Origin of the sequence: Mesorhizobium sp. YR577, assembly GCF_900116595.1 — a bacterium.
Lineage (GTDB): Bacteria > Pseudomonadota > Alphaproteobacteria > Rhizobiales > Rhizobiaceae > Mesorhizobium_M.
This window is the reverse complement of the sequence record NZ_FPBI01000023.1, coordinates 44,489-69,478: the sequence shown is the minus strand read 5'-3', so window position 1 is coordinate 69,478 and position 24,990 is coordinate 44,489. Positions and strand designations below refer to the sequence as shown.

At 60.4% G+C, this 24,990-nt stretch carries 27 protein-coding genes and 1 pseudogene; 7 read left to right on the top strand and 21 right to left on the bottom strand.

What is annotated here, in order from left to right; translation table 11 throughout:
• Positions 1–11 precede the first annotated feature (11 nt).
• The 4 genes from BM413_RS26040 to msuE are packed head-to-tail and all read right to left on the bottom strand — an operon-like array spanning position 12 to position 4,044.
• Entirely contained in the window at positions 12–1,082 is a 1,071-nt protein-coding gene (locus BM413_RS26040) for an ABC transporter substrate-binding protein (RefSeq protein ID WP_091917772.1), read from the bottom strand.
• Positions 1,083–1,138: 56 nt separating this feature from the next.
• Positions 1,139–2,260 carry an LLM class flavin-dependent oxidoreductase gene (locus BM413_RS26035; RefSeq protein WP_091917771.1) on the bottom strand — a complete coding sequence of 374 codons (1,122 nt, stop codon included), beginning with the start codon at positions 2,258–2,260 and terminating at the stop codon, positions 1,139–1,141.
• Between the two features lie 25 nt (positions 2,261–2,285).
• Positions 2,286–3,455 carry an acyl-CoA dehydrogenase family protein gene (locus BM413_RS26030; protein WP_091917770.1) on the bottom strand — a complete coding sequence of 390 codons (1,170 nt, stop codon included), beginning with the start codon at positions 3,453–3,455 and terminating at the stop codon, positions 2,286–2,288.
• Positions 3,456–3,486: 31 nt separating this feature from the next.
• Positions 3,487–4,044 carry an FMN reductase gene (gene msuE, locus BM413_RS26025; RefSeq protein ID WP_091917769.1) on the bottom strand — a complete coding sequence of 186 codons (558 nt, stop codon included), beginning with the start codon at positions 4,042–4,044 and terminating at the stop codon, positions 3,487–3,489.
• Between the two features lie 390 nt (positions 4,045–4,434).
• Between msuE and BM413_RS26020 the strand changes: the two genes are divergently transcribed.
• Together BM413_RS26020 and BM413_RS26015 are read left to right on the top strand one after the other, a co-directional pair.
• Positions 4,435–5,112: a peroxiredoxin-like family protein gene (locus BM413_RS26020; protein WP_091917768.1), complete on the top strand. Its 678-nt coding sequence runs from the start codon at positions 4,435–4,437 to the stop codon at positions 5,110–5,112.
• A 36-nt stretch (positions 5,113–5,148) separates the two neighbouring features.
• The gene (locus BM413_RS26015) at positions 5,149–5,667 is read left to right on the top strand and encodes a cupin domain-containing protein (RefSeq protein WP_091917767.1); all 519 of its coding nucleotides are present in this window, start codon (positions 5,149–5,151) and stop codon (positions 5,665–5,667) included.
• 12 nt (positions 5,668–5,679) lie between these two features.
• On the opposite strand, the gene BM413_RS26010 is transcribed toward BM413_RS26015, so the two are convergent.
• Positions 5,680–6,123, bottom strand: a complete 444-nt coding sequence (locus BM413_RS26010; RefSeq protein ID WP_091917766.1) for an Lrp/AsnC family transcriptional regulator — start codon at positions 6,121–6,123, stop codon at positions 5,680–5,682.
• Positions 6,124–6,255: 132 nt separating this feature from the next.
• Between BM413_RS26010 and BM413_RS26005 the strand changes: the two genes are divergently transcribed.
• A complete protein-coding gene (locus BM413_RS26005) occupies positions 6,256–7,188 on the top strand; it encodes a DMT family transporter (RefSeq protein ID WP_091917765.1) in 933 nt (310 codons plus the stop codon).
• Here the strand turns inward: BM413_RS26005 and BM413_RS26000 are convergent.
• The 4 genes from BM413_RS26000 to BM413_RS25985 form a co-directional block, all read right to left on the bottom strand.
• Positions 7,170–7,688 carry an RES family NAD+ phosphorylase gene (locus tag BM413_RS26000; RefSeq protein WP_091917764.1) on the bottom strand — a complete coding sequence of 173 codons (519 nt, stop codon included), beginning with the start codon at positions 7,686–7,688 and terminating at the stop codon, positions 7,170–7,172. The genes BM413_RS26005 and BM413_RS26000 overlap by 19 nt on opposite strands.
• Entirely contained in the window at positions 7,685–8,074 is a 390-nt protein-coding gene (locus BM413_RS25995) for an MbcA/ParS/Xre antitoxin family protein (protein ID WP_091917789.1), read from the bottom strand. The genes BM413_RS26000 and BM413_RS25995 overlap by 4 nt, the downstream gene beginning before the upstream one ends.
• 99 nt (positions 8,075–8,173) lie before the next feature.
• On the bottom strand, positions 8,174–9,517 hold the full coding sequence (locus BM413_RS25990; RefSeq protein ID WP_091917763.1) for a sigma-54-dependent transcriptional regulator: 1,344 nt from the start codon (positions 9,515–9,517) through the stop codon (positions 8,174–8,176).
• Between the two features lie 4 nt (positions 9,518–9,521).
• Positions 9,522–11,381 carry a sensor histidine kinase gene (locus BM413_RS25985; protein WP_091917788.1) on the bottom strand — a complete coding sequence of 620 codons (1,860 nt, stop codon included), beginning with the start codon at positions 11,379–11,381 and terminating at the stop codon, positions 9,522–9,524.
• Positions 11,382–11,624: 243 nt separating this feature from the next.
• Here BM413_RS25985 and BM413_RS25980 point away from each other — a divergent pair, with 243 nt between their 5' ends.
• Positions 11,625–12,959, top strand: a complete 1,335-nt coding sequence (locus tag BM413_RS25980) for a dicarboxylate/amino acid:cation symporter (protein ID WP_091917762.1) — start codon at positions 11,625–11,627, stop codon at positions 12,957–12,959.
• Between the two features lie 236 nt (positions 12,960–13,195).
• On the top strand, positions 13,196–13,549 hold the full coding sequence (locus BM413_RS32740; RefSeq protein WP_139238652.1) for a hypothetical protein: 354 nt from the start codon (positions 13,196–13,198) through the stop codon (positions 13,547–13,549).
• A gap of 119 nt (positions 13,550–13,668) precedes the next feature.
• Here BM413_RS32740 and BM413_RS32735 read toward each other — a convergent pair.
• The 3 genes and pseudogenes from BM413_RS32735 to BM413_RS25970 form a co-directional block, all read right to left on the bottom strand.
• Positions 13,669–13,773, bottom strand: a pseudogene (locus BM413_RS32735) (IS6 family transposase); the annotation flags it as partial.
• 93 nt (positions 13,774–13,866) lie between these two features.
• Positions 13,867–14,457, bottom strand: coding sequence for a type II toxin-antitoxin system VapC family toxin (locus tag BM413_RS25975; RefSeq protein ID WP_091917761.1), 591 nt, complete (start codon positions 14,455–14,457; stop codon positions 13,867–13,869).
• On the bottom strand, positions 14,447–14,743 hold the full coding sequence (locus BM413_RS25970) for a hypothetical protein (protein WP_091917760.1): 297 nt from the start codon (positions 14,741–14,743) through the stop codon (positions 14,447–14,449). Before BM413_RS25970 ends, BM413_RS25975 begins: the two co-directional genes overlap by 11 nt.
• A 127-nt stretch (positions 14,744–14,870) precedes the next feature.
• On the opposite strand from BM413_RS25970, the gene BM413_RS25965 reads away from it, so the two are divergent.
• Positions 14,871–15,239, top strand: coding sequence for a hypothetical protein (locus BM413_RS25965; RefSeq protein ID WP_091917759.1), 369 nt, complete (start codon positions 14,871–14,873; stop codon positions 15,237–15,239).
• A 36-nt stretch (positions 15,240–15,275) separates the two neighbouring features.
• On the opposite strand, the gene BM413_RS25960 is transcribed toward BM413_RS25965, so the two are convergent.
• From BM413_RS25960 to BM413_RS25925, 8 genes are all read right to left on the bottom strand, one after another.
• Complete coding sequence (locus BM413_RS25960; protein WP_091917758.1) at positions 15,276–15,479, bottom strand: SANT/Myb-like DNA-binding domain-containing protein; 204 nt, start codon at positions 15,477–15,479, stop codon at positions 15,276–15,278.
• A gap of 97 nt (positions 15,480–15,576) precedes the next feature.
• A complete protein-coding gene (locus BM413_RS25955) occupies positions 15,577–16,092 on the bottom strand; it encodes a DUF995 domain-containing protein (protein ID WP_091917757.1) in 516 nt (171 codons plus the stop codon).
• A gap of 35 nt (positions 16,093–16,127) precedes the next feature.
• Positions 16,128–17,093, bottom strand: a complete 966-nt coding sequence (locus BM413_RS25950; protein ID WP_091917756.1) for a glycoside hydrolase family 26 protein — start codon at positions 17,091–17,093, stop codon at positions 16,128–16,130.
• Positions 17,090–17,683: a DUF995 domain-containing protein gene (locus BM413_RS25945; RefSeq protein ID WP_244538028.1), complete on the bottom strand. Its 594-nt coding sequence runs from the start codon at positions 17,681–17,683 to the stop codon at positions 17,090–17,092. Before BM413_RS25945 ends, BM413_RS25950 begins: the two co-directional genes overlap by 4 nt.
• A gap of 4 nt (positions 17,684–17,687) precedes the next feature.
• Positions 17,688–19,118: a UDP-glucose dehydrogenase family protein gene (locus tag BM413_RS25940; RefSeq protein ID WP_091917755.1), complete on the bottom strand. Its 1,431-nt coding sequence runs from the start codon at positions 19,116–19,118 to the stop codon at positions 17,688–17,690.
• Positions 19,119–19,149: 31 nt separating this feature from the next.
• A complete protein-coding gene (locus BM413_RS25935) occupies positions 19,150–20,982 on the bottom strand; it encodes a glycosyltransferase family 2 protein (RefSeq protein WP_091917754.1) in 1,833 nt (610 codons plus the stop codon).
• A gap of 14 nt (positions 20,983–20,996) precedes the next feature.
• Entirely contained in the window at positions 20,997–21,983 is a 987-nt protein-coding gene (gene galE, locus BM413_RS25930) for a UDP-glucose 4-epimerase GalE (RefSeq protein ID WP_091917786.1), read from the bottom strand.
• Positions 21,983–23,032, bottom strand: coding sequence for a UDP-glucuronic acid decarboxylase family protein (locus BM413_RS25925; RefSeq protein WP_091917753.1), 1,050 nt, complete (start codon positions 23,030–23,032; stop codon positions 21,983–21,985). The genes galE and BM413_RS25925 overlap by 1 nt, the downstream gene beginning before the upstream one ends.
• A gap of 543 nt (positions 23,033–23,575) precedes the next feature.
• On the opposite strand from BM413_RS25925, the gene BM413_RS25920 reads away from it, so the two are divergent.
• Positions 23,576–24,625 (top strand): helix-turn-helix domain-containing protein, encoded by a 1,050-nt coding sequence (locus BM413_RS25920; protein ID WP_244538027.1) that lies wholly within the window; start codon positions 23,576–23,578, stop codon positions 24,623–24,625.
• A gap of 15 nt (positions 24,626–24,640) precedes the next feature.
• Here the strand turns inward: BM413_RS25920 and BM413_RS25915 are convergent, their stop codons facing one another.
• Positions 24,641–24,979, bottom strand: a complete 339-nt coding sequence (locus tag BM413_RS25915) for a slr1659 superfamily regulator (RefSeq protein WP_091917751.1) — start codon at positions 24,977–24,979, stop codon at positions 24,641–24,643.
• Positions 24,980–24,990: the final 11 nt, after the last annotated feature.

Genomic DNA, 24,990 nt, shown 5'->3' with positions numbered 1-24,990 from the left:
GCAGCATCTCCTTATGCGGTTAGCACGTCGGCATAGACGCGATCGGCGAATTGCTGCGGGTCGGTGGACTGCTTGAACACCTGGACGTCGCGCAATTCCTGGGCGTAGAGCGCGATTTCCTGGCGCAGATCCGCCCCGGTCGGGTTGTGGCCGTGGGTCTGGTCGAGCAGAACACCGACCAGTTGCTCGACGGTCTTGTCCTTCGGCGCATTCGGCAGGAATGCCTTTGCCGCCAGCTCGGGCTTGGCCACGGTGAGATCCTGCGCTTCCAGAAGCGCGCGGGTGAGTGCCGAGGCAGTCGGCAGGTCGTCGCGGATCAAGCTGCCGCGCAGGCCGACGATGCAGCAGACGCGGTTCTCAAAACCGTGATCGAGGTTGGAGGCGATCTGGGTGTATTTCGGATCCTGCAGCCAGAAATAGGCCTTGGGATCGCCATCGGCGATGGCGTCGATTTCGCCCTTCTCGGCCGCCAGCTGCAGAAGCTCGCCAGGATACTGGCGCCATTCGACATCGCCGATCGGGTCCAACCCTTCCTTGTGCAGCAGGATCGAGAAGAAGTTCTTGCCGGGGCTGGCGAGATCAGAAATGCCGATCGTCTTGCCCTTGAGCTGCTTCAGATCGGTGATGCCGGCCGATTTCAGCGCCACGAGGCGGGAGCAGCCGCCATGCGTGCCGGCGGTGATCTTGACGTCGAAACCCTGTTCGAGCGCTTTCAACCAGCGCAGCGCCATGCCGACGCCGCCATCCGCCTTGCCGGTGGCGATGGCCTCCAACAGCGCCTCGGTTGAAGCACCGAAATTGACCAGTTCGACATCGAGGCCATACTTCTTGAAGATGCCCTGCTCGACCGCCACGAAGACCGGCGCGAGGCAGATCGCCGAGGCATTGGTGGCGAATTTGATCTTCTTCAGCTCGCCCACAGGTGCGGCGGCCGTCTGCGCGGCGAGATTGCCGACCGAAAATGCGCCGAGCGGTGCTGCAAGACCGAACGCGCCGGCGGTCTTCAGGAAGGCACGGCGGTCCAGACCCCCAATGAGGGAAGCACTTTCAGCCAAAAGGGATTTCTTTGCGATCCAGTTCATCATCATTCTCCGGTCGTGTTGTTCAGAAATTGGCAGGGCGGATGGCGGTGTGGCCGTTATTCGGCAGCTTCGACGCGCGGCACGGCATTGTCCCGCTCTGCGACGAGTTGCCGAACTCGGGGGATAAGATCGCGACCGTACTGAAACGCATCCTCGAGCGGATCGAAGCCGCGAATGAGGAAGGTGGTGACGCCGAGATCGTAGTAGTCGAGCAGCGCTTCGGCGACCTGATCAGGCGTGCCGACCAGCGATGTCGAGTTGCCGCTTGCGCCGGTGAGTGCGGCGATCTCGGTCCAGAGTCGCTTGTCTAGGCGCGCGCCTTGCGCGGCCGCATCCAGCAGGCGTCGCGAGCCTTCATTGGCCGGCTGCTGCGAGCCGTCGCGGACATTGACGTTGATGAGCCTTTCGCCGGCGCCGGCGCGCAGGGCCTTTGCCCGCGCCAGGATGCGCTCGGCCTTGGCCCACGCCGCTTCTTCCGTTTCCGCCAGGATAGGACGAAGCGAAAGGCTGAAACGCGGCGAACGGCCATAGGGCTTGGCGGCGGCACGGATCCGATTAATCGTGTCGGCGGCCTGCGCCTGGGTTTCGCCCCAGAAGGCATAGATGTCAGCGTGCCTGCCCGCGACTGCGATCGCCGCGTCCGATGAGCCGCCGAAATAGATCGGCACGCCTTCCGGCCCCTGCGGCCTGACCTCGGAGAAGGCACCAGCTACCTGATAATATTTGCCATCATAGTCGAACGGTTTTTCGCTGGTCCATTCCTTGCGCACGATGTCGAGATATTCGTTCGTGCGGGCGTAACGCTCGTCCTTCGTCAGCCGATCGCCATCCTGCGCCAGCTCCTGATCGTTGCCGCCGGTGATGATATGGACGGCGATGCGGCCGTCGGTCAGGTGGTCGAGCGTGGCAAGCTGACGCGCGGCAAGCGTCGGCGCGGTGAAGCCCGGACGATGCGCAATCATCAGCTTGAGCCGGCGGGTGAGGCTTGCCACGTATTGGCTGACAAGGATGCTCTCCGGCGATGTCGAATGGAACGCAAGCAACACCCGGTCGAAACCGCCATTCTCATGGATCGCGGCAGCCGCCGCGATATGGCTGCGGTCGATGATCGGACCGGAGCGGGCTATGGTTTCCGAAGCATTGTGATTTCCGATGTATCCGATGAATTCGACAGGCATGGGGGAGCTCCTTGATACTTATTGATCAAATGCCGAGGGCAGCTTTGCCGGCGCCGATGCGCACCGTGTCTTCCTGCGGGCTGTGAATGCGGCCGCAGAGCACGTCGCGATGGTGCCGCTCGAGCGGATTGCTGCGTGAAATGCCGTGGTTGCCGGTGAGCTTCAGCGCCTTCTCCACAGCTGTGATGGCGTTTTCCGTGGTGACGACCTTGATCAGGCCGGCTTCCGTCTGGGTGAAGGGACGGCCTTCGTCGATGTCGCGTGTTGCCGAAGCGACCAGGCGACGATTGACAGTGATGAGTTCTTCTATTTCGCCGACCGCCTGCTGGATGCGCGGCACCGTGGCCAATGGTTGGCCGAGATTGGTCGGCACGCGCGCTTTCAGGAAACCGACCAGCCAATCGCGTGCAGCTTCGGCTACGCCGGTATAGAGCGCTCCGGGCAGCACGCCGAACCAGGCTGCCTGCCCTTCTCCGCGGCTGTCCCATTCGGATGGAAAGCGGATGTCGACAGCATGACCAAGCGGCACCTCGACGTTCTCGAGGATGGCATCGTCGCTTGCCGTTGCCCGCATGCCAAGCGGATTCCAGGTTTTTTCAATCCGCAGTCCCGGCGCATTGGCAGGCACCAGGAAAGCACCGACGCGCGGCTCCAGTTCATCAGTTCTGGCCCAGATGATCGCCCAGGTCAGACCCGCAGCCCCTGTCGAGTAGATTTTGTGGCCGCTGATCGACCAGCCATCCGCCGTGCGCTTCGCCGTGGTTGCCGGCAGTCCGCCCCGGATGGGCGTGCCGAGTTCCGGTTCGACGCGGAAAGCATTGATCAGCGCGCCCTTGCTGACCGCGTCACCGATGACCTGGCGCACGAGATGTTCGGGCCAGCGCCCCTTCGGCAAGGTAGCGAGATTGATGTATTGCATGATCAGGATCAGCGCCGTCGACGGCTCGCCGCGGGCGATTTCCCGGATGACCTCGGCGGCTTCATGGAGACCGGCTCCACCGCCGCCGAACTCCACCGGTGCGGTGAGAGCGGTCAGCCCGGCTTCGTGAAGGAGCCTGATGTTTTCGTGCGGAAAGCTGGCCCCCGCATCGTGGTCGCCTGCTGTTCTGGCAAAGACCCTGCCAAGCTCGGCTGCAACCGTTACGGAATCTTCAACAGCTGTCAGGCTGCGGGTGCGGAGCGGTGTGACGGTCATTGGCGAAAAACTCCTGCTGACCGTGCCGCCATCATTCCGCCGCCACGGCCAGTTGAGCGCTTGGGAAGAAAGCCCCGAGTTCTGCAACCGCCTGCTCGACGCGGCGGCGGATCGGATCGGAGACAAGCCGGTAGTCGGCAAAGTCGCGGTCAGCGGCATAGACGGCGCTCGGCAATGTATGCGCCATGAAGAAACCGAAGAGCGGGCGAAGCTGATGCTCGACGATGAGTGCGTGGCGCTCGCCTCCGCCAGTCGCGGTCAGGATGACCGGTTTGCCCTGCAGGGCGAGCGGATCGATCAGGTCGATCAGATGCTTGAACAGGCCGGTATAGCTGCCCTTGTAGGTCGGCGTTCCGACGATGAGCGCGTCAGCGGCGATAATATCCTGCACCACCTGCCGCCCGGTTTCATCGAGATCCTTGTAGCTGCGGGCAGTGCCGAGTGACGGGCCGACGCTTGTAAGGTCGTGCAGAAGAGGCGTAAGGCCGTAACGCTCCTCGGCAAGGTTGGCCACCGCTTCGACCAACGCGTAGGATTTGGAAGGACGGCTGAAGTTGCCGACGAAACCGACCAGATTGCCGCGTGCCATGATATGCCCTTCCGCATTGATTTCCGATGAATTTTCCGTCTTCCGCGGCGCTCCAGCCAAAATGGCCTTGTCGTCGCGCAGTAATGTCTACAATATTTATAGAATTAGGATGTTGGGAACGGTCAGCGTTTCGAATCTCGGCTCAACATTAGAAAAATCATGTCTGACGAACGGCGGCACGGAGGAAACCGCGACATAAATGGCGAGATGGCAGCCCTGGGGAAAGCAGACCACCGGTGGCCGCCTGAATGGAGGAATCTTCGCAATGCGCCACCATCAGCGCAATTTTTTCTCTCGTCGGCTGAATCCCGGTCTCTATCCTGAACGGGACTCGCTGCCGTCCCATTCTTTCGCCACCTCAGCAGCCCTCACCGGAAAACGGAGCCGACAATGTCCACTGCTCTTTCGCTCAACGAAACCCTTGCCGAATTCCAGTCCAAGCGGGCTTTGACGATGCCGGCCGACAAGCTGAAGATCAATGTCGACCAGCGCCGCCTTCTCGTCGACACGGCCGACCGTTCGGCCTTCATCAAGGAGGGTGACGCCGTCGAGCCCTTCACCCTGGCCGAGGTCGATGGTGAGGAAGTCAGGCTCGACGCGTTGTTGAAGAAAGGGCCGGTGGTCTTGATCTTCTTCCGTTTTGCCGGCTGCCCAGCCTGCAACATCGCGCTGCCGTATTATAATTCTTATCTCGCACCCGAGCTGAAACGGCTAGGCGCGACCCTTGTCGGCGTGAGCCCGCAGGTGCCGGAACGGCTGCGCGAGATCAAGGAGCGGCACAAGCTCGATTTCCTGATCGCAACCGATGCGGACAACACATTGGCGCGCCGGTTTGGAACTCTCTATTCCTATGATGAACCTTCGCGTCGCTCTGCGATCGAAAGCGGCAACCCGATCGGCGACGTGACGGGAACCGGCACATGGGAACTGCCGATGCCGGCCACAATCGTTATCGACCGCAGCAGTACGGTGCGCTTCGCCGATGTCAGCCCGGACTGGCTGGTGCGCACGGAGCCAACCGATGTTATCGATGCAGTGAAAGCGATCGAGGCCCGCGCCGCCGCCTAAGGCCACAAGACCACAGACAGGACAAGCGAGACAATTTTGACGCAAGATCACGACCATGACGGCCACCACCATCATCACGGCGATGACCATGACCACCATCACGCCGAGCACGACTGGCGCGACAATGGCGTCAAGGTCATCCCCGGAAACTCGCTCGATCCCAACACCGCGCAGACGCCCGGCATGAACCGCGCAACCGCGATCAGCAAAGCGCGCGCGGGCGCCGAAAAGATCTGGGCAGGTACGGTGACCATTCACGCCAACGCCAAGACAGGCGCGCATCATCACGGGGATCTCGAAAGCATCATCTATGTGGTGAAGGGAAAGGCCCGTATGCGCTGGGGCAACAACCTCGAATATGTAGCCGAGGCCGGGCCTGGCGATTTCATTTTTGTGCCGCCCTATGTCCCGCATCAGGAAATTAATGCCAGCCGCGACGAGACGCTGGAATGCGTCCTTGTTCGTTCCGGCCAGGATCCCGTGGTGGTGAACCTCGACATTGAACCGGTAGAGGCACCGGAGGAAGTGATGTGGATCGATCCTATTCACAAATAGGGCGAGACGGCATTACGACAGGGAAAGCGGCGGCGGGCGGCGCTCAATCGGCTTGGACTTTACGATGGCCGTGCTCGTCTCGGCCTTGTCGGCAATACGGTCGAGAATACCGTCGAGCCGATCGATCGAGCTGACATAGAGACGAGCCACGAAACAGTCGTCGCCCGTCACCTTGTCACATTCGCCGAATTCCGGCATGTCCTCGATCAGCTTCTGGACAATATGCAGCTTGCCGGGCAGAGGCCGGATGCGCACGATCGCCTGCAATTGATAGCCGAGAGCCTTCGGGTCGATCTCGACCGTGAAGCCGCGAATGACACCACGCTCCTCCAGCCGTCGCATGCGTTCGGAAACGCTTGGCGAAGACAGGCCGACCTGCGCGGCCAGCTCTTTCAGCGAAATCCGTGCGTCGTTGATCAGGATCTCGAGGAGGCGCCGGTCGATATCGTCGAGCATTTTACATTTCCTCGTGAAGCTTGCCCATGACCTTACATAATTAGGCCTTACTAGTCTATTGCCTTTCAGAAATCATGGAGAACGCCGTCCAACTATGAGATTCTCAGCTCCTGAATAGTTCAGGAGGCGATCATGGACGAAAAGATGCGCGGCACGGTCGAGATGACCGCAGCAATGGCCATTTTGGGAACGATCGGTTGGTTCGTGGTCATGTCGGGGCAGCCGGTGCTGGACGTCGTGTTCTGGCGCTGTGCCTTCGGCGCGGCAACGCTGCTGATCGTCTGCGCGGCCCTTGGACTGCTGCGGGGCAGGCTCACGCTTCGCGTCGTCGGCATCGCCGCGCTCGGGGGTGCGGCCATCGTCATCAATTGGCTGCTGCTCTTCAGCTCGTTTTCCCGTGCCTCGATTTCGATTGCCACCGCGGTCTACAACACGCAGCCCTTCATGCTGGTCGGCTTCGGCGCGCTTTTCTTCTCCGAACGCGTAACCCTGACAAAGCTCGCCTGGCTCGGGATCGCCTTTGCCGGCATGTTGCTCATAATCCAGACCAAGCCGGACGCCGGCTATGCCGGCACCGACTATTTCATCGGGATCGTCATGGCGCTTGGTGCTGCCTTCTTCTGGGCGGTTGCCGCGATCATCACCAAAAAACTCGCCGGCACGCCGCCCCACCTGATCGCACTCATCCAGGTCTGCGTCGGCATCGTCATGCTCGCACCTTTCGCTAATCTCTCGGTCCTTCCAACCGATACCTGGAGCTGGAGCATGCTGGTGACGCTCGGCGTCGTTCATACCGGGCTGATGTATATCCTGATGTATGGCGCCATCCAGAAGCTGCCGACATATCTGCAAGGATCGCTGTCCTTCATCTACCCGGTGGTCGCCATCCTGGTCGATGTCATAGCCTTCGGCCACCGGCTGCATCCGCTGCAGATCGTCGGCGCCGCCGCAATCTTGATTGCAGCCGCCGGCATGAATCTCGGCTGGTCGCTGTGGCGGTCGCGGACGTCATCGGAAGGCCCGGTCTTGCGTGCTCGGGTAACCATTCAGCGCCAGGACAGCTGATCCTTCGGCAGCTGACCGCTGGGATCGAATACCGCGACCTTGTGCGGAAGATCAGGTCCCCATTTCCAGAGCACGAGATTGCGGTCTTCCGCCTCGGCGCCGGGCGCGAAGCTCGGCACGAGAATACCGGCAATGCCTAAGGTTGAAAGCCGGTCATGGATCGACCAGGAGACCGGGCGGCTGCCCTCCGCGAGCACTGTGGCCCATGCGCAGGCCATGTCACCCTTGGTGACCGAGAACTCTTCCCGCCCCTGCTCCGCAGTCAGGTCCGCTATGTCTTCGCAATCGATTTCGTAGGAGCACAGCACGCAGGGGTCGATACGATGGGCAAAACCCTGATTGGCCTCTTTAACCGCCGTCATGACGCTCAAGCCAAGATATAGCGCAGGCATGCCTTTAGAGTTGAAGCGCGCGCCTCTTATCGCCGCTCCCTCTCCCGATGTCGGTTTGAATGCCCAGCGCGGATCATGCGCCCGGTAACAGGTTCCGATGAACCTCAAGCAAAACCACCAACGGCCATATGGTCGAGATAATCCCGAACGGCACTGGCCTTGCCATCCTTGACCAGGGCCTCGGCGGTGCGCCCGCCAAAAGCCGGCAGCGGCTGTGCGCGATACCAGGCCATTGCCTGTTCCTTGCCGCCGGCCCAATCCGCCACTCTGCTGATGATCTCAAGCATTTCGCGCAACCGCCCCTGCGTCTTCGCAGTCCGGCTGCGCGCCACCCGATAGAGCGTTTCCCGGGCCAAACCGGCGGTTTCGGCAAGCTGGCTTTTGGACATGCCGAAACCATCGGCCACCTGCTCGATGGCGATTTTCCCGGCCCTGTCCATATAGGACAGAACCAGCGGCTCGTTCTCGAGAGCTATTTTAAGCGCCTGGCCCATGGAATTCACTTTGCCATATAGTTCGACATATTTCTCGTGCAAAACATAGGGCAAAATCCCATTGGTTTCAAGTTACAGCTCCCTTCACAGAAACAGGCCCTATCCTCCACGGAAATCGGCCCGGCTGATGCCATGCCGTTGCAGCTTGTCGTAAAAAGTCTTGCGCGGGATGCCGAGCGCTTCGATGGTGAGGCGTACATCGCCCTGATGTTCGGCGAGCGCCTCGCGGATGATCGCGGCCTCATATCGCTCCATCTTTTCGGGAAGATTGCCCATAGCCGGTTCATCGGCCCTCGCCGATGATCCATTCGCCTCGAGCCCCAAGGCGACCCGCTCGGCAAAATGTGCCAGTTCGCGCACATTGCCCGGCCAGCTATGCCCCGCAAGGTGGCGACGGACGGTTTCGTTGACGGCCGGCACGTCGCGGCGGAAGCGCTCGGCCGCACGCGAAAGAAAGTGGGAAAAGAGCAGCGGAATATCCTCGCGGCGCTCCCTGAGCGGGGGAATGGAAAGCGTGACCACGTTGAGGCGATAATAGAGGTCTTCGCGAAAATCGCCGCGTTGGCCGGGATCGCCGAGATCGATCTTGGCGGCTGCGACAACGCGCAGGTCGATGGGACGCACTTCGTTGGTGCCGAGCGGCGTGATCTCCCGCATTTCGAGCACCCGAAGCATCTTCACCTGCGTTGCCACTGGCATGCTCTCGATCTCGTCTAGGAAAAGCGTGCCGCCGCTGGCATGCTCGATGCGGCCAGTGCGCTTTTTCTGCGCACCGGTGAAGGCGCCGGCCTCATGGCCGAACAATTCGCTTTCGATCACGGTTTCAGGCAACGCGCCGCAATTCAGCGCCACGAAATTTCCGGCGCGCCGGCGGCTCCATTGATGCAGAAGTTGCGCGACAACCTCCTTGCCGCTGCCGGTCTCGCCTGCGACCAGCACGTCGACATCGGTATCTGCGATATGGCGCAAGGTACGACGCAGATTTTCCATCGCCGGCGTCTGGCCGATCAGCGGCAAGCTGTCATTAGCGCTTTCGGCGGCTTGCCTGAGCGCGCGGTTTTCCATAACCAGCCGGCGTTTCTCGGCCGCACGGCGCACGCTCTGCACCAGCCGGTCGGCTGCGAAAGGCTTGGCGATGAAATCGTAGACACCATCCTGAATGGCGCTCACCGCCATCGGAATATCGCCGTGACCCGTAATCAGGATGACCGGCAGGTCGGCATCCATCTCCTTGATCTTGGAAAAGAGCTGAAGCCCATCGATGTGCGGCATGCGGATGTCGCTGACGACCACCCCGTCGAAGGCGGCCGACAGTTCGCCAAGTGCCTCGCGCGGATCAGCGAAAGCGGAGACGGCAAAGCCCGCGAGTTCCAGCGTCTGCGCAGTGGCGCGACGCAGATCCTTGTCATCGTCGATGAGGAGAACGGAAACAGGCTGGCTCATTGCGTCAGGCTTTCTTCAGATGAACGCTGAAGCGCGTTCCGCTGGCGTCGCTTTCAACCTCGATGCGGCCGCCATAATCGCTCACGATGTCCTTGGCGATGACGAGACCGAGTCCAAGCCCGTTCTCCTTGGACGTGTTGAAGGGCATGAACAGGTCTTCGCGGATTTCGGCGGGAATGCCGGGACCATTGTCGGCAACCGTCAGCGTCGCCGTGTCCCCGGTTTCGTTCGCGCGCACTTCGACGCGGCCGCCATCATCCGGCCCGACAGCTTCCAGCGCATTTTGGAAAAGATTGATCAGCACCTGCTCGAGCCGGATCGGATTGCCCATGACCCGCAGAGTTTCGGGTGGAAGCGCGATGTCGAGCGCGTCCATGCGCCCTGCGAACCGACTGCGCAGCAGCATGAGCGCACCTTCGATCACCTGTTTGAGCACCACTGGCTCAGCCACGCCGCGTCCCTTTCGCGACAGCGCCTTCAGGTCGCCGGTTATCGTTCCGATGCGTTCGGTCAAGGCCGCGATGTCGTTCATGTTTTCCTCGGCCGATTGCGTTTGCCCGCGCTCGAGGAAGGTGCGGGCGTTGTCGGCATAGGCGCGGATCGTCGCGACCGGCTGGTTGATCTCGTGCGCGACCCCTGCCGCCACCTGCCCGAGGATCGCCAGCCGGTTGGCCTGGACGAGATTCTGCTGAACCGTTTGCAAGGTGGCTTCCGTCTTGCGGTGATCGCTGATTTCCGCCTGAAGCCGATCGCGGGCGAGGCTCAGATCCTGGGTGCGCTCCGTAACCCGGCGCTCCAGCTCGTCGCGGGCGTGTTGCGCTTCGGCAATTCGCGACGCTGCCCTTCGCCGCCGATTCAGAAGAACGCCGGCAAAGGCCAAAAGCGAGACAGCGCCAAGCAATGCCGCCGTTCGCGCTGCACGGACAGCGGCGGGCACCTGCGGCTTGATCGGCATGAGGGTCCGCAATTGCCAGGGCGTAGTCGGTACGGGCGTTCTGACTTCAAGGAAATCCGTCCGCCCAGCGTTACCGGGAAGGATTACGCGAAGGAGCGTGGCATCCTCGCCGACCGCAGCGTCGGTCTCGAAGGGCAACGGCTTCAATGGGGCGTCGCCGAATTGCAGGCTCTCGCGAATGGCAACGAGTTTGTCCGCCGCGATCTCACTGAGCGTCATGAATCGCCAGGACGGCAAGCTGGTGATGAGAACGATGCCGCGGCGGTCGACGACGTAGGTTACGCGCCCGGTAGCGTTCCAATCCGCCTCGACCTGATCGAACTCCAGCTTGACAACAACGACGCCCAGCTGTCCCGATGCACCGTCCACGCGGCGGGAGATGTAGAGCCCCGGCCGTTTGCTGACAGTGCCGAGCGCAAAATGCTCTGCGTTTCCCTCAGTCATTGCGCGCTGGAAATATTCACGGAACTGGTAATCATTGCCGACGAAGCTCGTCGGTTCGCGCCAATTGCTTGCCGAAACGGCGATCCCGTTGAGGCCGATGACATAGATGACCGCAGACTGCGTTCCCGCCGCAAGCCCTTCGAGCTTTTGGTTCAGCTGGGTGAAGGCACTCGCATCCTTCGTAGCGAGCGCGGTCTGAAGCTCGCTATCCTGCGAAAGCACGAGAGGCAGCGCACGCTGTTTTTCCAGAACCGCGCGCAATAGAGCGGCGTTGAGATTGGCGTCCGTCCGGCCCTGGGCCTCAAGTGCTACGATGGCTCTGCTGGAAGCGACCTCGCCGGCAATCCAAAGCGTTCCCGCAATGACAGCTGCCGCAACCGCGCCGAATACCCACCAGGCCCGACGACCGGGCGCAGATGGACCGGCTCCAGCAGTCGATGACGGGACGCTCGCGGAAATTACCATCAGAGAATTGTGCATGATTTCGCACAAACCTCAATCGAAATTGGGCGATACTTCGCACAAAACGGCCGCCCGGAGGGCCGCCCGTCAATGTTTTATCGTTTAATATCAATGAAAAGGCTGATCGCGCCAAAACTGGCACGGGCTTTGCTCACTAGTCCTCAACAACGGCAGACCCGTTGGACTTGACGCTAGAGGGCTCGGGAGGCCGGAACTATCCGGAGCTGAGCCAAAACGGAGGACATCATGATTGCAGCCCCAACGGGCGCGGCTGTCGAGCCGCGCGGCGCAACGCCTTTCTACAAGCATCTCTATGTGCAGGTCATTGCGGCCATCATTGCCGGCATCCTGCTCGGCCATTTCTATCCCGAGCTCGGCACCCAGCTGAAACCGCTCGGCGACGCCTTCATCAAGCTCGTCAAGATGATCATCGCACCAGTCATCTTCCTGACCGTCGCCACCGGCATCGCCGGCATGACGGACCTGCAGAAAGTCGGCCGTGTCGCCGGCAAGGCGATGCTTTACTTCCTGACCTTTTCGACGCTCGCGCTGGTCATCGGCATCATCGTCGCCAATGTGATCCAGCCCGGCGCCGGCATGCATATCGATCCGGCCTCGCTCGACCCCAAGGCCGTCGCGACCTACGCCGAAAAGGCGCATGAGCAGACCATCACCGGCTTCCTGAGCAACATCATCCCGACGACGATCGTCGGCGCGTTTGCGGAAGGCGATATCCTGCAGGTGCTGTTCTTCTCGGTTCTGTTCGGCCTGGCGCTCGCCATGGTCGGCGACAGGGGCAAGCCGGTCGCCGACTTTCTGCACGCGCTGATGGCGCCGATGTTCAAGCTCGTCGCCATCCTGATGAAGGCCGCCCCGATCGGCGCCTTCGGCGCCATGGCCTTCACCATCGGCAAATACGGCATCGGCTCGATCGCCAATCTTGCCATGCTGATCGGCACCTTCTACCTCACTGCACTTCTCTTCGTGCTGGTGGTTCTCGGTGCCGTGGCCCGCTACAACGGCTTCTCGATCCTGGCGCTGATCCGCTACATCAAGGAAGAGCTGCTTCTAGTGCTTGGTACGTCGTCGTCCGAAGCAGCGCTGCCAGCCCTGATGGACAAAATGGAAAAGGCCGGCTGCAAGCGATCGGTCGTCGGCCTAGTCATCCCGACCGGCTATTCCTTCAATCTCGACGGCACCAACATCTATATGACGATGGCAGCACTGTTCATCGCCCAGGCGCTGGACATCCCGCTTTCCTGGACCGACCAAATCTTGCTGCTGCTGGTGGCGATGCTGAGCTCGAAGGGTGCCGCCGGCATCACCGGCGCAGGCTTCATCACGCTAGCGGCAACACTCTCGGTGGTACCGTCCGTGCCAGTGGCCGGCATGGCGCTGATCCTCGGCATCGACCGCTTCATGTCGGAGTGCCGGGCGCTCACCAATCTCGTCGGAAACGCGGTGGCAACCATCGTCGTCGCCCGCTGGGAAAACGAGCTGGATACCGAACAGCTCGCCATCGCCTTGGGCACAACCAAGGGCGGGCGATCTGCCGAACCTGCCTTGATGCCTGCCGAGTAAACCGGCGCATCACCAAATGAAAAACGGCCCGTCATGGACGGGCCGTTTCTGTATTCTGCAAGCGAATGACGCCGCCCTTCGGATTTGATTGATCGAAAGGTGTTCACGACCTGACTTTTCTACAAACCCTACCTTCCCGTTACCAATAATCCTTGTATTCTCCGCATCACTTTAAATGCCCCGAAATTTGTTTCGCGTATGAATAATCGTGAGAATTATGGGGGAATTAGAAAATCATGTCTCTGTCATTTGCATCCAAGTATTCCAGGTTCGACGTCAAAGAATACCGCATGGAAATTCGTAGCCGTCGTACGATGAGGATGGCATTTTTCTGCGCTGCGATTGCAGCAGTGACAGCTGGGTGCACATCATCGCCAGATATGTCTGCCACGACATCATCGGTATCCAATGTTTCCGGCTATCCTGAACTTTTGATCGACAAGAAGCCGGTAGTACAGGAGAAGGCGAGCAAGAGCGTGTTGCCGGTCAGGCTGACCAGCGGTGTCTATGCGGGCCGAGCGCCCTATATCTGCACGCCAAGCGGATTTGGCCGGACATCAAGCTGTTTTCTTCGCGGCTCTGCATCATAGTCCAGACCACAACTGCGGCCGAGCTGGGCCATCGCAGTTGCGGGATTTGGATCCGATCAGCTAGAGCGGGCATGTTACGTTGTCTGGCTATGAACGCGCTGAGACCTGCGGCGCTGTTGTCAGCTGACCACGGTCTCGGCTTTCCACTCCGCCATGGTCTGCGGGCGGTGAATATGTGTGGCGAGAGCGGAGCGTTTTGAGCGAGGTGGAACGAAGAGGTTGCGCCGTGTTCTGCAGGTAATTGACGTCAGTTGCCGGCGCGCGGCCCAACTGGCCCAGTTCGTCGAGAATATCGACAGGAGGGCCGACCGGATCGTTCATGATGATCTCGGTCCCGACGCAGTTCGATACAGAATGATCCGTCCGGTCGGTATGATCTGGGTAAGGAAATCAAAGTCGCGGACGTTGCCGGTCAGTACGCTCGCGCCCAGCTGACGCGCCTGCAGGAACACGAGGGCGTCATTGATGAAGCGGCGTTCGTGCCCCTCGCCCTTTGGCAGATTGCTCAGCCGAAAGAGTAGGCCCGCCAACACGCCGGCCTGCCCCCAGATGGCTGCGTCTGGCGCATGAAGTCGATGGTCCGGAATGTCTTTTACCGTGGCTACAATCGTCTCGAGAACAGCTTTTGTGGAGGCATGCTTTGGGTCCAGCCGACCAAAGGCGTGGGTCAGCTCGGACAGGCAGACAGCGGAATGGTGGCATCGGCGATAGGTAAGCAGCCTATCGACTTCAACCGGCGATCGTCCCTGCAGGACATCCAGATAGACGCTCGTATCCAGAAACATCGGCCCCCCGATCGCGGCTTCGTCAGCAATCCATGGGAGATCGTCATCGGCCCTGCGCTCCAGCGTTCCGTTGTACTTTTGCGGCTTAAGTGATCGGAGGGTTTCGGAAAGATCAAACCCCAAGATCTATGTCCGCGGGGATGCTGCCCTTACGTCCAATCAGGCGGGCACCAAAGTCATCTTCGAGGGCCAGGCGCGACAGCGCCAGTTCCAACAGCTCCGTGTCCGAGGTGACATGGGCGCGCTTCTTGGCCGCCTCGATCAACTCCGAGGGCACCCGCCCCGAAAGACGGGTATTCTTCGCGGCACCAAGGAGTCCGGCGGCTTTCGCTTGCTCGAGCACGAGCTTATTGCGGGTCGATGCGACCTTTGCTTCGCTTTCTGCAGCGTTCCGTGTTTGCGCAACCATCAGAATCTCCTGTGTTGAACAGAATATAGATTGCGTTGAACGTCTAAGCAAGGCTTATTAGTCGCAGGCCAGCGTGACACAAGGCAGCCGAAGCAGATTCATCATAGTGATAGAATGGGGGAGACCGATGGATTCTGTGCAAACCGAGATCGCACGTTTCCTTGCGGAAAAAGCGATGCGGCAAACGCGTGCGACGTATCAGCAGGTGGGAGACTCCGTCGGTTGGAACCATCCGACTGGTCGCGGTCTGAGCAAGAAACTGGAGGTCGTCCTCCACGCGTTGCATGATCGCGGACTGCCGCCGCTCACGGCGATTCTAGTCAAGCGCGGCGAGAGACATCCGGCGCCCGACGCCATGGCCTATATCCGCGGAGCCTTGGGCGATATCAACATCAAGGCCGCCCAGCGCGAAGTGTTCGCGTTCGACTGGCGATCGCTTCCAGACTTGGCTCCTGAGAGGGTGTCGGCGTTTCTGTTAGAAGCCGAACCGCTCTAAATTCTCGGCGACATTCGGGCGGCATAGAGGTGTCGCTCAAACGAGTCCGATCTTTTTTGTACCCTTGAGCGGAATAGCCCGCTGCGTCGCCTTGGTACGGACAGCACTGGGGGTTCTTCCCAGTTCCTTTGCTATCGCGTTCAAATCGACGCGCTTGGCCGCCAGTTGCTTCAGTTGCTTCAGTTCTTCGCGCGTCCAGCGACCTTTCGACCGATCTCTTTCCATCCAAACCACCCCCATTGCCCGTCACTCCATACACTCAAAATTCCGGTAGCCCGACGCTCTCCTGCTCATCCGTCACGCGGCGTCGCAGGAGAGTGATGTTTCTGTCGGGGACCTATTTGCTGCCCGATAGCCGCGCCTCGACCCGCTTGAAACGAGCATCGACATAGTTGCCCAGACGCAGCTTGCGATACTCGTCGCCTGCCTGCGCTCGCGCATGTTTGAAGACGTACCAGTCGCCGTCAGGCTCCCGCTTCTGGAAAACAACCCCGTTCTTCTCGCGATGACTGAAGCAGGTCAGAGCCGAGGACGCGCCGTCCTTGGCATACCATTTAGCGTCAAAGCAGAGTTTTCCCGGATCGGTAATGAACCAGCGCCCGACCGCATAAGAACCTTTGCTGCCGTTGCCGGTCGAGGCGACAAAACGGCGTTCCTTTGCCGGGAAATAGCCGGAGCCGTCCTTCCACATCCACGACCTATTGGCGTAGAGGCGATAAACCTCTTGCGTCGAAAGAGGCTCGGCAGATTGAGCGGCCACACTGTCCTTGCTTGGGGCCGCTGCTGCTGCCTCCTGGATGGCAAAACCCATGCCTATGGCTACCAGGGCCATGACTGTTGAAAGCTTTTTCATGATCGTTCTCGTTGCCTGAGTTGATTTGAGGTGCCTTAGTTCACTGCCGGTCCGCCGACCCGCCAGTTCGGACGGCCGTAATTGCCCGGCCACGGATAGACCTCACGATCGTTGAAATAGACAACGCTCGTCAGCTTCGGGAATGCGGGATTGGACTTGGCGACGTTTTCGGCCCAGTTGCGGACATACCCTTGGTCGCCCTCGTAACCGAGTTCGGCCACGACGATTGGCTTGCCGTAGGCCTCGGCCAGGCGATAGCCGGGCTCGAGTGCCTCTGCGAAGGTTCGGTCCTTTCCGAAATTATCCTTGTCAAACTGCTGCAGGCCAAAGACGGTCAGGCCCACGACATCGACATAGTCGGCGCCTGGATAGAAATCACCCATGTCGGGATTCCCCAGCGGCGACCACATGTATTTCGCCGTCTTGTTATGGTCGCGGCATACCGTGATCATTCGCTGGTAGGCAGCAACATAACTCTTCGGTTCCCAGTGAGCCCATGTGAACTGGTTATTTGTTTCGTCCATTTCCTGGGCCCAGCGAATGGTAACCGGGCTTTTCAGATCTGCGGCCGCCGAACAGACCGACGCCATATAGCTGTCATAGCGGCCGGCCAATATTCCCTTCAAAAGCTCGTCCGACGTTACACGCCAGTCGACCGACCACGACCATGGCTCGACCGTTATCAGGAGTGACCGCCCGCGCTGCAGAGCATACTCGTCTGCGAGAGCCAGCGTGGAGAGATCGACGTCTTCCCAGGGCAGGAAGAGATGTTCGATCTTCGAATTCGGATCGTCACCGAAATCGCCGTGCGGATCATATGCCCCGAAAACAATCGAGTTGTTCGTGATGATCGGGCGTTTGTCCGTAGCCTCGCCCGTCGTTTGCGTGACACTGCCGGGAAGACCGCGGGGTTTGCTCGCGGCCAGCACTGCTCCTGACAGGGCCAGCGAGGCGAATGAGAGCGCAATCACCAGTGAAGCGCTTTTTCTGCTCTTACTCATGGCTGAATACTCCAGTTGATGTTGGCCTCTAAACGAGGTTTCTCAGGCTTGATCGTGGGTCTGATCTTCTGCAGTTTCGAGGAGACCAGATCGCCCCTGACCAATTTGTTGAATTCGTCGTCCTGCGCGGGCGTCGCATGTTTGAAGACGTACCAGGCCTGCGCGGGCTCCCGCCTCTGATAGATTGTGCCGCCGACCCGCTTGTGACTGAAACAGGTCGTGGCCGGGCCGACGCCGGATGAGGAGTGCCATTGGGCCTTGAAACAGAGCTGGCCGTTGTCTGAGAGCGTCCAGCGCCCTTCTGCCCAGGTGGCCTTATCGCCTGATCCGGCCCAGGCGGTGAAACGGCGTCCATCGGACTGCATCCGCCCCGCGCCGTCGCTCCACTGCCACGATCTGTCGCGGTAGAGCATGTAAAGCTCTGCGCTGGTCATGGCCTGCGCACCATGCGGCAGGACCGAGGCTTCGCTGTCGGCGGCCTGCGCCGCACCGGCGATAGCAAGGATCGAAACCATCGCCGATCCGACGACAAGACGCCACCGTAAGCGAATGCCCTTCGTTTTGCTGGTTGAATTAAAGAACGTTGCCATAGCGTCAGCCCTCCCGCGCCGTTTCGGTCAATACGGCATGTGACATCGGCGCAGATCCTGACTCCTGCCGGACCGGCCTATGACCGGAGACCGAAGGGACCTCGCCCGACATGATGCCGGATAGCTGCGGCACAGGCTGACCGATACTCGATACATGAAAGCCGGCTGCCTGTGCCGCGCCCCGCCCAAACGCATTGCGAAGATCGATCATGATCGCAGACCGCATCGCTTGTTTGAGGCGATAGAGATCGAGCTGGCGGATGCTCTCCCATTCCGTGACGACAACCACGGCGTCCGCGTCGCGAACACATTCGTAAGGGTCGTCGAACATCGCGACGTTCTCGAGGATGCGAGCGGCGTTTTCCATCCCGACGGGATCATGCGCCTGTACGTTGGCGCCGAAGCGCTGCAGGGTTTCGATCAGCGCCAGGGACGGCGCCTCGCGCATGTCGTCGGTGTCCGGCTTGAAGGTCAGGCCGAGCACCGCAATCGTCAGGCCGTCGACATCGCCACCGACCGCGTCGAGAACCTTGAGCGCCATCTTGCGTTTACGCGCCTCGTTGGCGGCGACGGTTTCCTCGACGACGCGCAGGGCGACGCCGTAGTCCTGGGCCGTCCGCAGAAGCGCCAGCGTGTCCTTGGGAAAGCACGAGCCGCCATAGCCCGGTCCCGCCTTCAGAAAGGCCCTGCCGATGCGATGGTCAAGCCCGATGCCGAGAGCCAGTTCGCCGACATCGGTGCCGACCTGCTCGCACAGATCGGCGAGTTCATTGATGAAGGTGATCTTTGTCGCCAGGAACGCGTTCGACGCATATTTGATGAGTTCGGCAGCGCGACGCTGGGTGATGACGATGGGCGTTTTTGCATCCGCTAACGGACTGTAGAGCACGGCCATTTTCTCACGCGCCACGTCATCCTCGATTCCGATGACGACACGGTCGGGAAACAGGAAATCGTCGATCGCCGATCCTTCGCGCAGGAACTCAGGGTTTGAGGCGACGGAGAAGCTGCCCTTGGGGCGGATGGTTGCGATGATCTTTTCGACGGCATCGCCGGTGCCGACCGGAACCGTCGACTTGACCACCACCACCGCGTGGCTTTCCAAGGCATGCCCGATCTCCTTTGCCGCTCCATAGACAAAGGAGAGATCGGCATCGCCATGGCCGGGCCGCGGCGGCGTGCCGACCGCGATGAAAACGACGTCGGCGCCAGCCATCGCCTCTGTGATGCTGGTCGTGAAGACCAGGCGGCCGGTCGCATGGTTGCGAAGCACGAGCTTTTCCAGGCCCGGCTCGTAGATCGGCAGCTTGCCCTGCCTGAGTTGCGCGATCTTTTCCGCGTTCTTGTCGACGCAGACGACCGTGTTGCCCCATTCAGCAAAGCAGGTTCCGCTGACAAGACCGACATATCCGGTTCCGATGACTGCAATTTTCATGATCTTCAGCGCTCCCTGGCGCACTTGTGGTCTAGTGATTGAAACGCGGCTCATCGCTGAGCCACCGGGGTCTGAACGTGATCTTGCGAAGAGCCTCGCCGCCATTTCCCGCGCCGGCGACGGCATATTTCTCATCAAACAGGCTGACGCGGCCGAAACCGAATGCCAGAGATTCCAAGCCATCCAGGCCGCGTTCGGCAGTTGCCATGCCCGGCAGCAGGAAAAGCGAAAGAAGGCCTGCCGCCATCGCCGACCGATAGGAACGATGCGAAACCCTGACGACGTTTTCGCGAGAGTGTTGGACCACGATCACCAGCAGCAATATTGCGTAGAGCGCCGCATTGATGATCGCGAAGATGTAGAAGCCGCGCGCATCGCTCGCATCCTTCACCAGCAGGACCGGGACCACCGAGGCGATCGAGAGGAAGCCGTAGGGCGCCAGGACGCGCAGCGGCAGCGGATCGACTTCCGAGGTGCCCTTCGGCGTAATGCGAAAGTCCACGAACGAGCCGGTGAGCCAATCGCGAATGGCGGCGATGGTTCCCGCCAGCGCCCAGGGCCACCGCGCGAAGAGGAAGAGCATGAACTCCCAGCTCAAGATCCTGGCGTCGACCGGCCGGAACGAGCCGCTTGCCCGCCAGCGATAGGCCAGAAGGATCAGGATCGCGGAAAGCGGAGCGAAATGCGCCAGAAAGCCGGGATAGGTAACGCTGACAAAATTCTCGCCACGAACCAGCGCCACGATCGGCAAGGCGAACATCAGCGCCATGAAGAGCGCGAACAGCGGATACCAGAACTGTGAAAACACGAACTGGAGCTTCAGCCGCATCGGCAGCCGCGGAACATAGACCGGAGAATATTGCAGAAGCAGCGTAACCAGGCTTCGCGACCACTGGAATTCTTGCGTAACGAGATCAGCAAAGGTGCGCGGGCCATCGCCATGGGCGATCGCGTCCAGCGCATGAACGCCGCGCCAGCCATATGCGTTCATCATCAGCGTGGTCGAGTGATCCTCGGCGAGTTCCGGCCCGAGACCACCGATTTCCTTCAGCGCCGCGGTGCGTACCGCATAGTGCGATCCGATGCAGAGCGGGGCGAGACCGCCATTGTAACCGGCCTGCAGCGAACCATGCATGCTGGCCTCGGCATAGAGCCGTCCACGCGCCGACCAGCTCTCGGCAGCGTTGCTATCACAGATGCTCGGCGCCGAGACATACCCGACAGCCGGATCGGCAAACGGACGCAGCATCTCGCGCAAATAGCCAGGCTCCGGAACATGATCGGCATCCAGCTGGACGCAGAAGTCATAGAGTTCATAGCCGTAGTGATCATAGAAGAAGGCAAGGTTGCCTTCCTTGCAGCGCGTGCGGCGCGGCCAGGTGGCGCGATGATAGTCGGCCCTGCCCTTGCGCGTCGAAACGAGCACGCCGTGCTGCCGGCACCAGTCGAGCGTCTCAGTCGAGGGGTCTTCATCTGCAAGCCATGTCTGGTGAGGCACGCCCTGTGCCAACATTGCCTTTAGCGTCACAGCCACCACCGAAAACGGTTCCGAAGGCGCCTTGGTCACGACCATGGCGACGCGGCTGCCCGCCGGCAGCCGCAGCGGGCCGTTCGGCTTGCGGGCACGATAGAAGATGGCAAGGAAATAGCCCGGCAGAAAAGTGACCCAGGCAAGCGGCAGCGAAACCGCGAGAAACCCGAAAAGTCCAAGGTAGTGCGCGGGATCGATCCACCACGCCCAGAAGTAAACGAGCGCGGCGAGCCAGACACAGGCGCCAGCCAGAAACTCGGCGCGGCCATAGCCGGTAAGCAGCGAAACCATCAGCGGTTCGGTTGCCCGGTCGCCGATATCCGTCGCGCGCATGGCTGTTGACGTCGTCACGCCCGTGCCTCCAGCCCGAAGAAGGGAGCGGCGGTGCGTACGATCGTGTCGAGATCGGAAAACTCGGTCGAAAACCCCAAGGTCTTTTCAGCCAGGGTCGGGTCGGCATAAAGCGTGGGCGGATCGCCGGCGCGCCTGGGGTGGAGTTCTATCGGAACTTCCCGTCCGGTGGTCCTTGCAACGGCATCCAGGATTTCCCGGATGGAAGACCCTTTGCCTGTGCCGAGATTGACCGCCAGGTTTTCACCGCCGGCATTCAGATAGTCGAAGGCAAGCAGATGGGCGCGCGCCAGATCGTTGACGTGGATGTAGTCGCGAATGCAGGTGCCGTCGGCTGTCTCATAGTCATGGCCGAAGACAGTCAGGTGCGCAATTCTGCCGCCCGCCGCAAGCAGCGCGCGCGGGATCAGATGCGTTTCGGGATCATGCCATTCACCGAGTTCGCCATCCGGATCGGCACCGCAGGCGTTGAAATACCGTAAGGCGACGTAACGCTGGCCATAGGCTGCGGCATAGTCCTGCAGCATGTGCTCGGCGATCAGCTTCGTCCTGCCGTAAGGATTGATCGGAGCCTGCGGCGTCGTCTCCTTGATCGGAAGGGTCGCCGGCACGCCATAAGTGGCGCAGCTCGAGGAAAAGATGATCTTGTCGACCTTCGCCAGACGGCAGGCGTTCAGAAGCGACTGCGTCCCCGCCACATTGTTCCGATAGTATTTCGAAGGATCTTCGACGGACTCTCCGACATAGGCCGAGGCGGCGAAATGGATGACCGCCTGCGGCTGGTATTGCATCAGCGTCTGCGCCAGATGCGTTGTGTCGAGAATGTCGCCATGAACGAACGGTCCCCAGCGCACCGACGAGCGGTTCCCGGTCACCAGATTGTCGTAGACGACAGGCTCCAGGCCCTTCGCGCTGAGCAATTTCGCCGTATGACTGCCGATGTAACCGGCGCCGCCGGTCACCAGAACGCGGTGCGTGGACATCATGCCGTCTCCGCGAGCTTCCGCGATTCCCGGGTCAGCAGGTCATCGAAATAGAGGATGGTCTTCTGCAGGCCGACCGTCAGCGCCACTTTCGGCGACCAGCCCAGTGCGCTTGTTGCAAGCGAGATATCGGGACGGCGCTGGCGCGGATCGTCGACCGGCAGCGGACGATAGACGATCTTCGAACGCGAGCCCGTGAGATCGACCACCTGCTCGGCAAGCTCGCGAATGGTGAATTCGCCTGGATTGCCGAGATTGACGGGAGCAGCCGGCGCATTCGGCGATGTCATGAGTCGCAGGAAGCCATCGATAAGATCATCGGCGTAGCAGAACGAACGTGTCTGCGAGCCTTCGCCATAGATGGTTATGTCCTCACCCTGTAGCGCCTGCACGATAAAGTTGGAGACGACACGGCCGTCATCGGGACGCATGCGAGGACCGTAGGTGTTGAATATGCGGGCGATCCTGATGTCGACACCATGCTGCTTGTGGAAGTCGAAGAACAGCGTTTCGGCGCAGCGCTTGCCTTCGTCATAGCAGGAGCGCGGACCGAACGAATTGACGTTGCCCCAGTACGATTCCGGCTGCGGATGGACGTGCGGATCGCCGTAAACTTCCGAGGTGGAAGCCTGAAAGATGCGGATGCCGCGTTCCTTTGCCAGCTCAAGCAGGTTGAGTGCGCCGAGCACGCTGGTTTTCATCGTCTGAATTGGGTCGGCCTGATAGTCCGGCGGCGAAGCCGGGCAGGCCAGGTTGTAGATCTCGTCAACCTCGGCAGCCAAAGGCTGCGCGACGTCATGGCGGAGAACCTTGAAGTTCCGGTTGTTTCTGAGGTGGTCGATGTTGCTGAAACGGCCCGTCAGGAAATTGTCGACGCAAAGAACTTCATGTCCTTGCGAAAGCAGCTTGTCGCACAGATGTGATCCTAGAAAACCGGCGCCGCCCGTCACAAGGACACGGCGCGGCGCCAGAACCGGGCGAGAAATGCGGACATCACTCGACCTTGGTTCGGCGACAGACGTCGCCGATACCGAACGCAGTATTGTCATAATTAACCCCAAATGCCCTTGCTATACTTGTAGTTCGATCGATACGCTTTCTAAGCTTGCGATCTACACAAATACAGCTACCCAGATACGCAGTTACTCTTTACGCTACGCACTTCAGTTTACTTGAAGGTTTCGGACAAGTTTTAAAAATTTCGAAGAAGCATTTCCTCCGCCTTCTTGTGTTTTTATATGCAATGGGAGCCACTATGTCGTTATCTTCGAATCCAAAATATTGTCATGGAATACATATCTTGAGCTAATACGACGGAGTTGCCTACTTGACCGACCGGCGTAAGGCTCCCACCCGTTATGATCTGAACTTGCGGCCCGGGGCCGATCAAAGCGCCCGCCCGGCGGGGCTGGGCAGAACATCTTGCTATATCCAGAAACTACGCCACATAATTAACTGGGGCTGGGGCATAACCGGATTCGGATATGGCACCACCTGATGGGGAAGTGACTAAACCAAACGACGCGTCGGAAGGGCTCAGCGAGCACCCGCACCGCGAGAGACGCCGTTGGCCGCGCGACGATCGGCAGCAAATGGCTTCACCCGGACCGCCAGCGCTTGAACCGCTCGTTTTTTCGACCCGGGAGCTAGAGCCGACACAGCAGTTTGCGGCTTGGCAGGCGCATGTGGCAGCGCTCGTGGACGTAAAGCTGCCGGACAACAAGTCCATCGACGACGGCTTCCCGGCCGACCACACCGCCTGGAACCTTGGCCGCATGCTGATCGTGCAACAGACCGTTCCAGGCCACAGCTACGTGCGATCCGCCGCGAAGCTTCGATCCAGTTCGATCGATCACTGGAACGTCGTCTTGCCGCGCACTGGGCGGGCCTGGACAGAGGTCAACGGCCGTGTCGTCGAAGCTCCACCGGGTGGCGTCCAGATCAGATCGCTTGGCTATCCCTTTCGCGGACGCGCGACGGACTCCGAAAGCCTCTGCCTCTATTTGCCCCGTGATCTGTTTACCGATGCTACGGCGCCCTTCGATGCGAAGAACAATTCAGTCCTGTCGGACAATTTCGCCAATCTCCTCATCAGCTACGTCAATGGCATCGAAGCAAGGCTGCGGAATCTGGCCGCCGATGATCTGCCCCGCGTCGTGCAGGCTACGCGCGATATCATCATTGCCGGTCTTTCGTCGCCAGCCGAGCACGACGCAGCTTTCGAACACCTGACGGGCGTGGCGCTGATGGAGCGGGCGCGCCGTTACATCCAGACCCATCTCGACGCGCCTGACCTGACACCGGAGGTGATGTGCCGGGCACTCGGCGTTTCGCGCTCGCGGCTCTATCAATTGTTCGAGCCGAGCGGCGGGGTCGCGCACTACATCCAGAGGCGGCGGCTTCTGGCAGCGCACGCCGCCCTGAGCGACCCGGTGGATATCCGGCGCATCATCGATATTGCCGAGGCAGTCGGTTTCAACTCGTCTGCCAATTTCAGCCGGGCGTTTAGCAAGGAATTCGGCTATAGCCCCCGCGAAGCGCGCAATGCCGAGGCCTGGCTTCGGCCCGCCCACTCGAACTCCTTGGCCGAGCACGAAAAAGCCGGGTCGTTCGAAGACTGGCTAAAGGCTTTGGGGAGCTGACGGCGTCCCCGTCAGTCAACCCACCAACAGCGTCAGATCGGGATGCAGTTTCTTGAGATTGGGCAATGATTTCGATTGCCACGGTATCTCCGACGTTCCCCGCACCGTCAGACGCACGCCGGGATGTTTTCGTGCCTCGATGGTGAATTTCGCCAGGAGATTGATGCCGGACGAGTTGAGAAACTGCAGGTCCGTCAGGTTGAGCGTTATCGCAGGCGGTTCGGCGGCAAGAACGCTCATCGCCAGCGACAGAATAGGTGCATATTCGGCCGAACTGGCCAGCCGCATGATGCCGTCGAAATAAATATCGTTTCCGTCAGCCCATACCCGGTAGTCTTCTGTCTTTATTTCCATGGCGTGGCGTT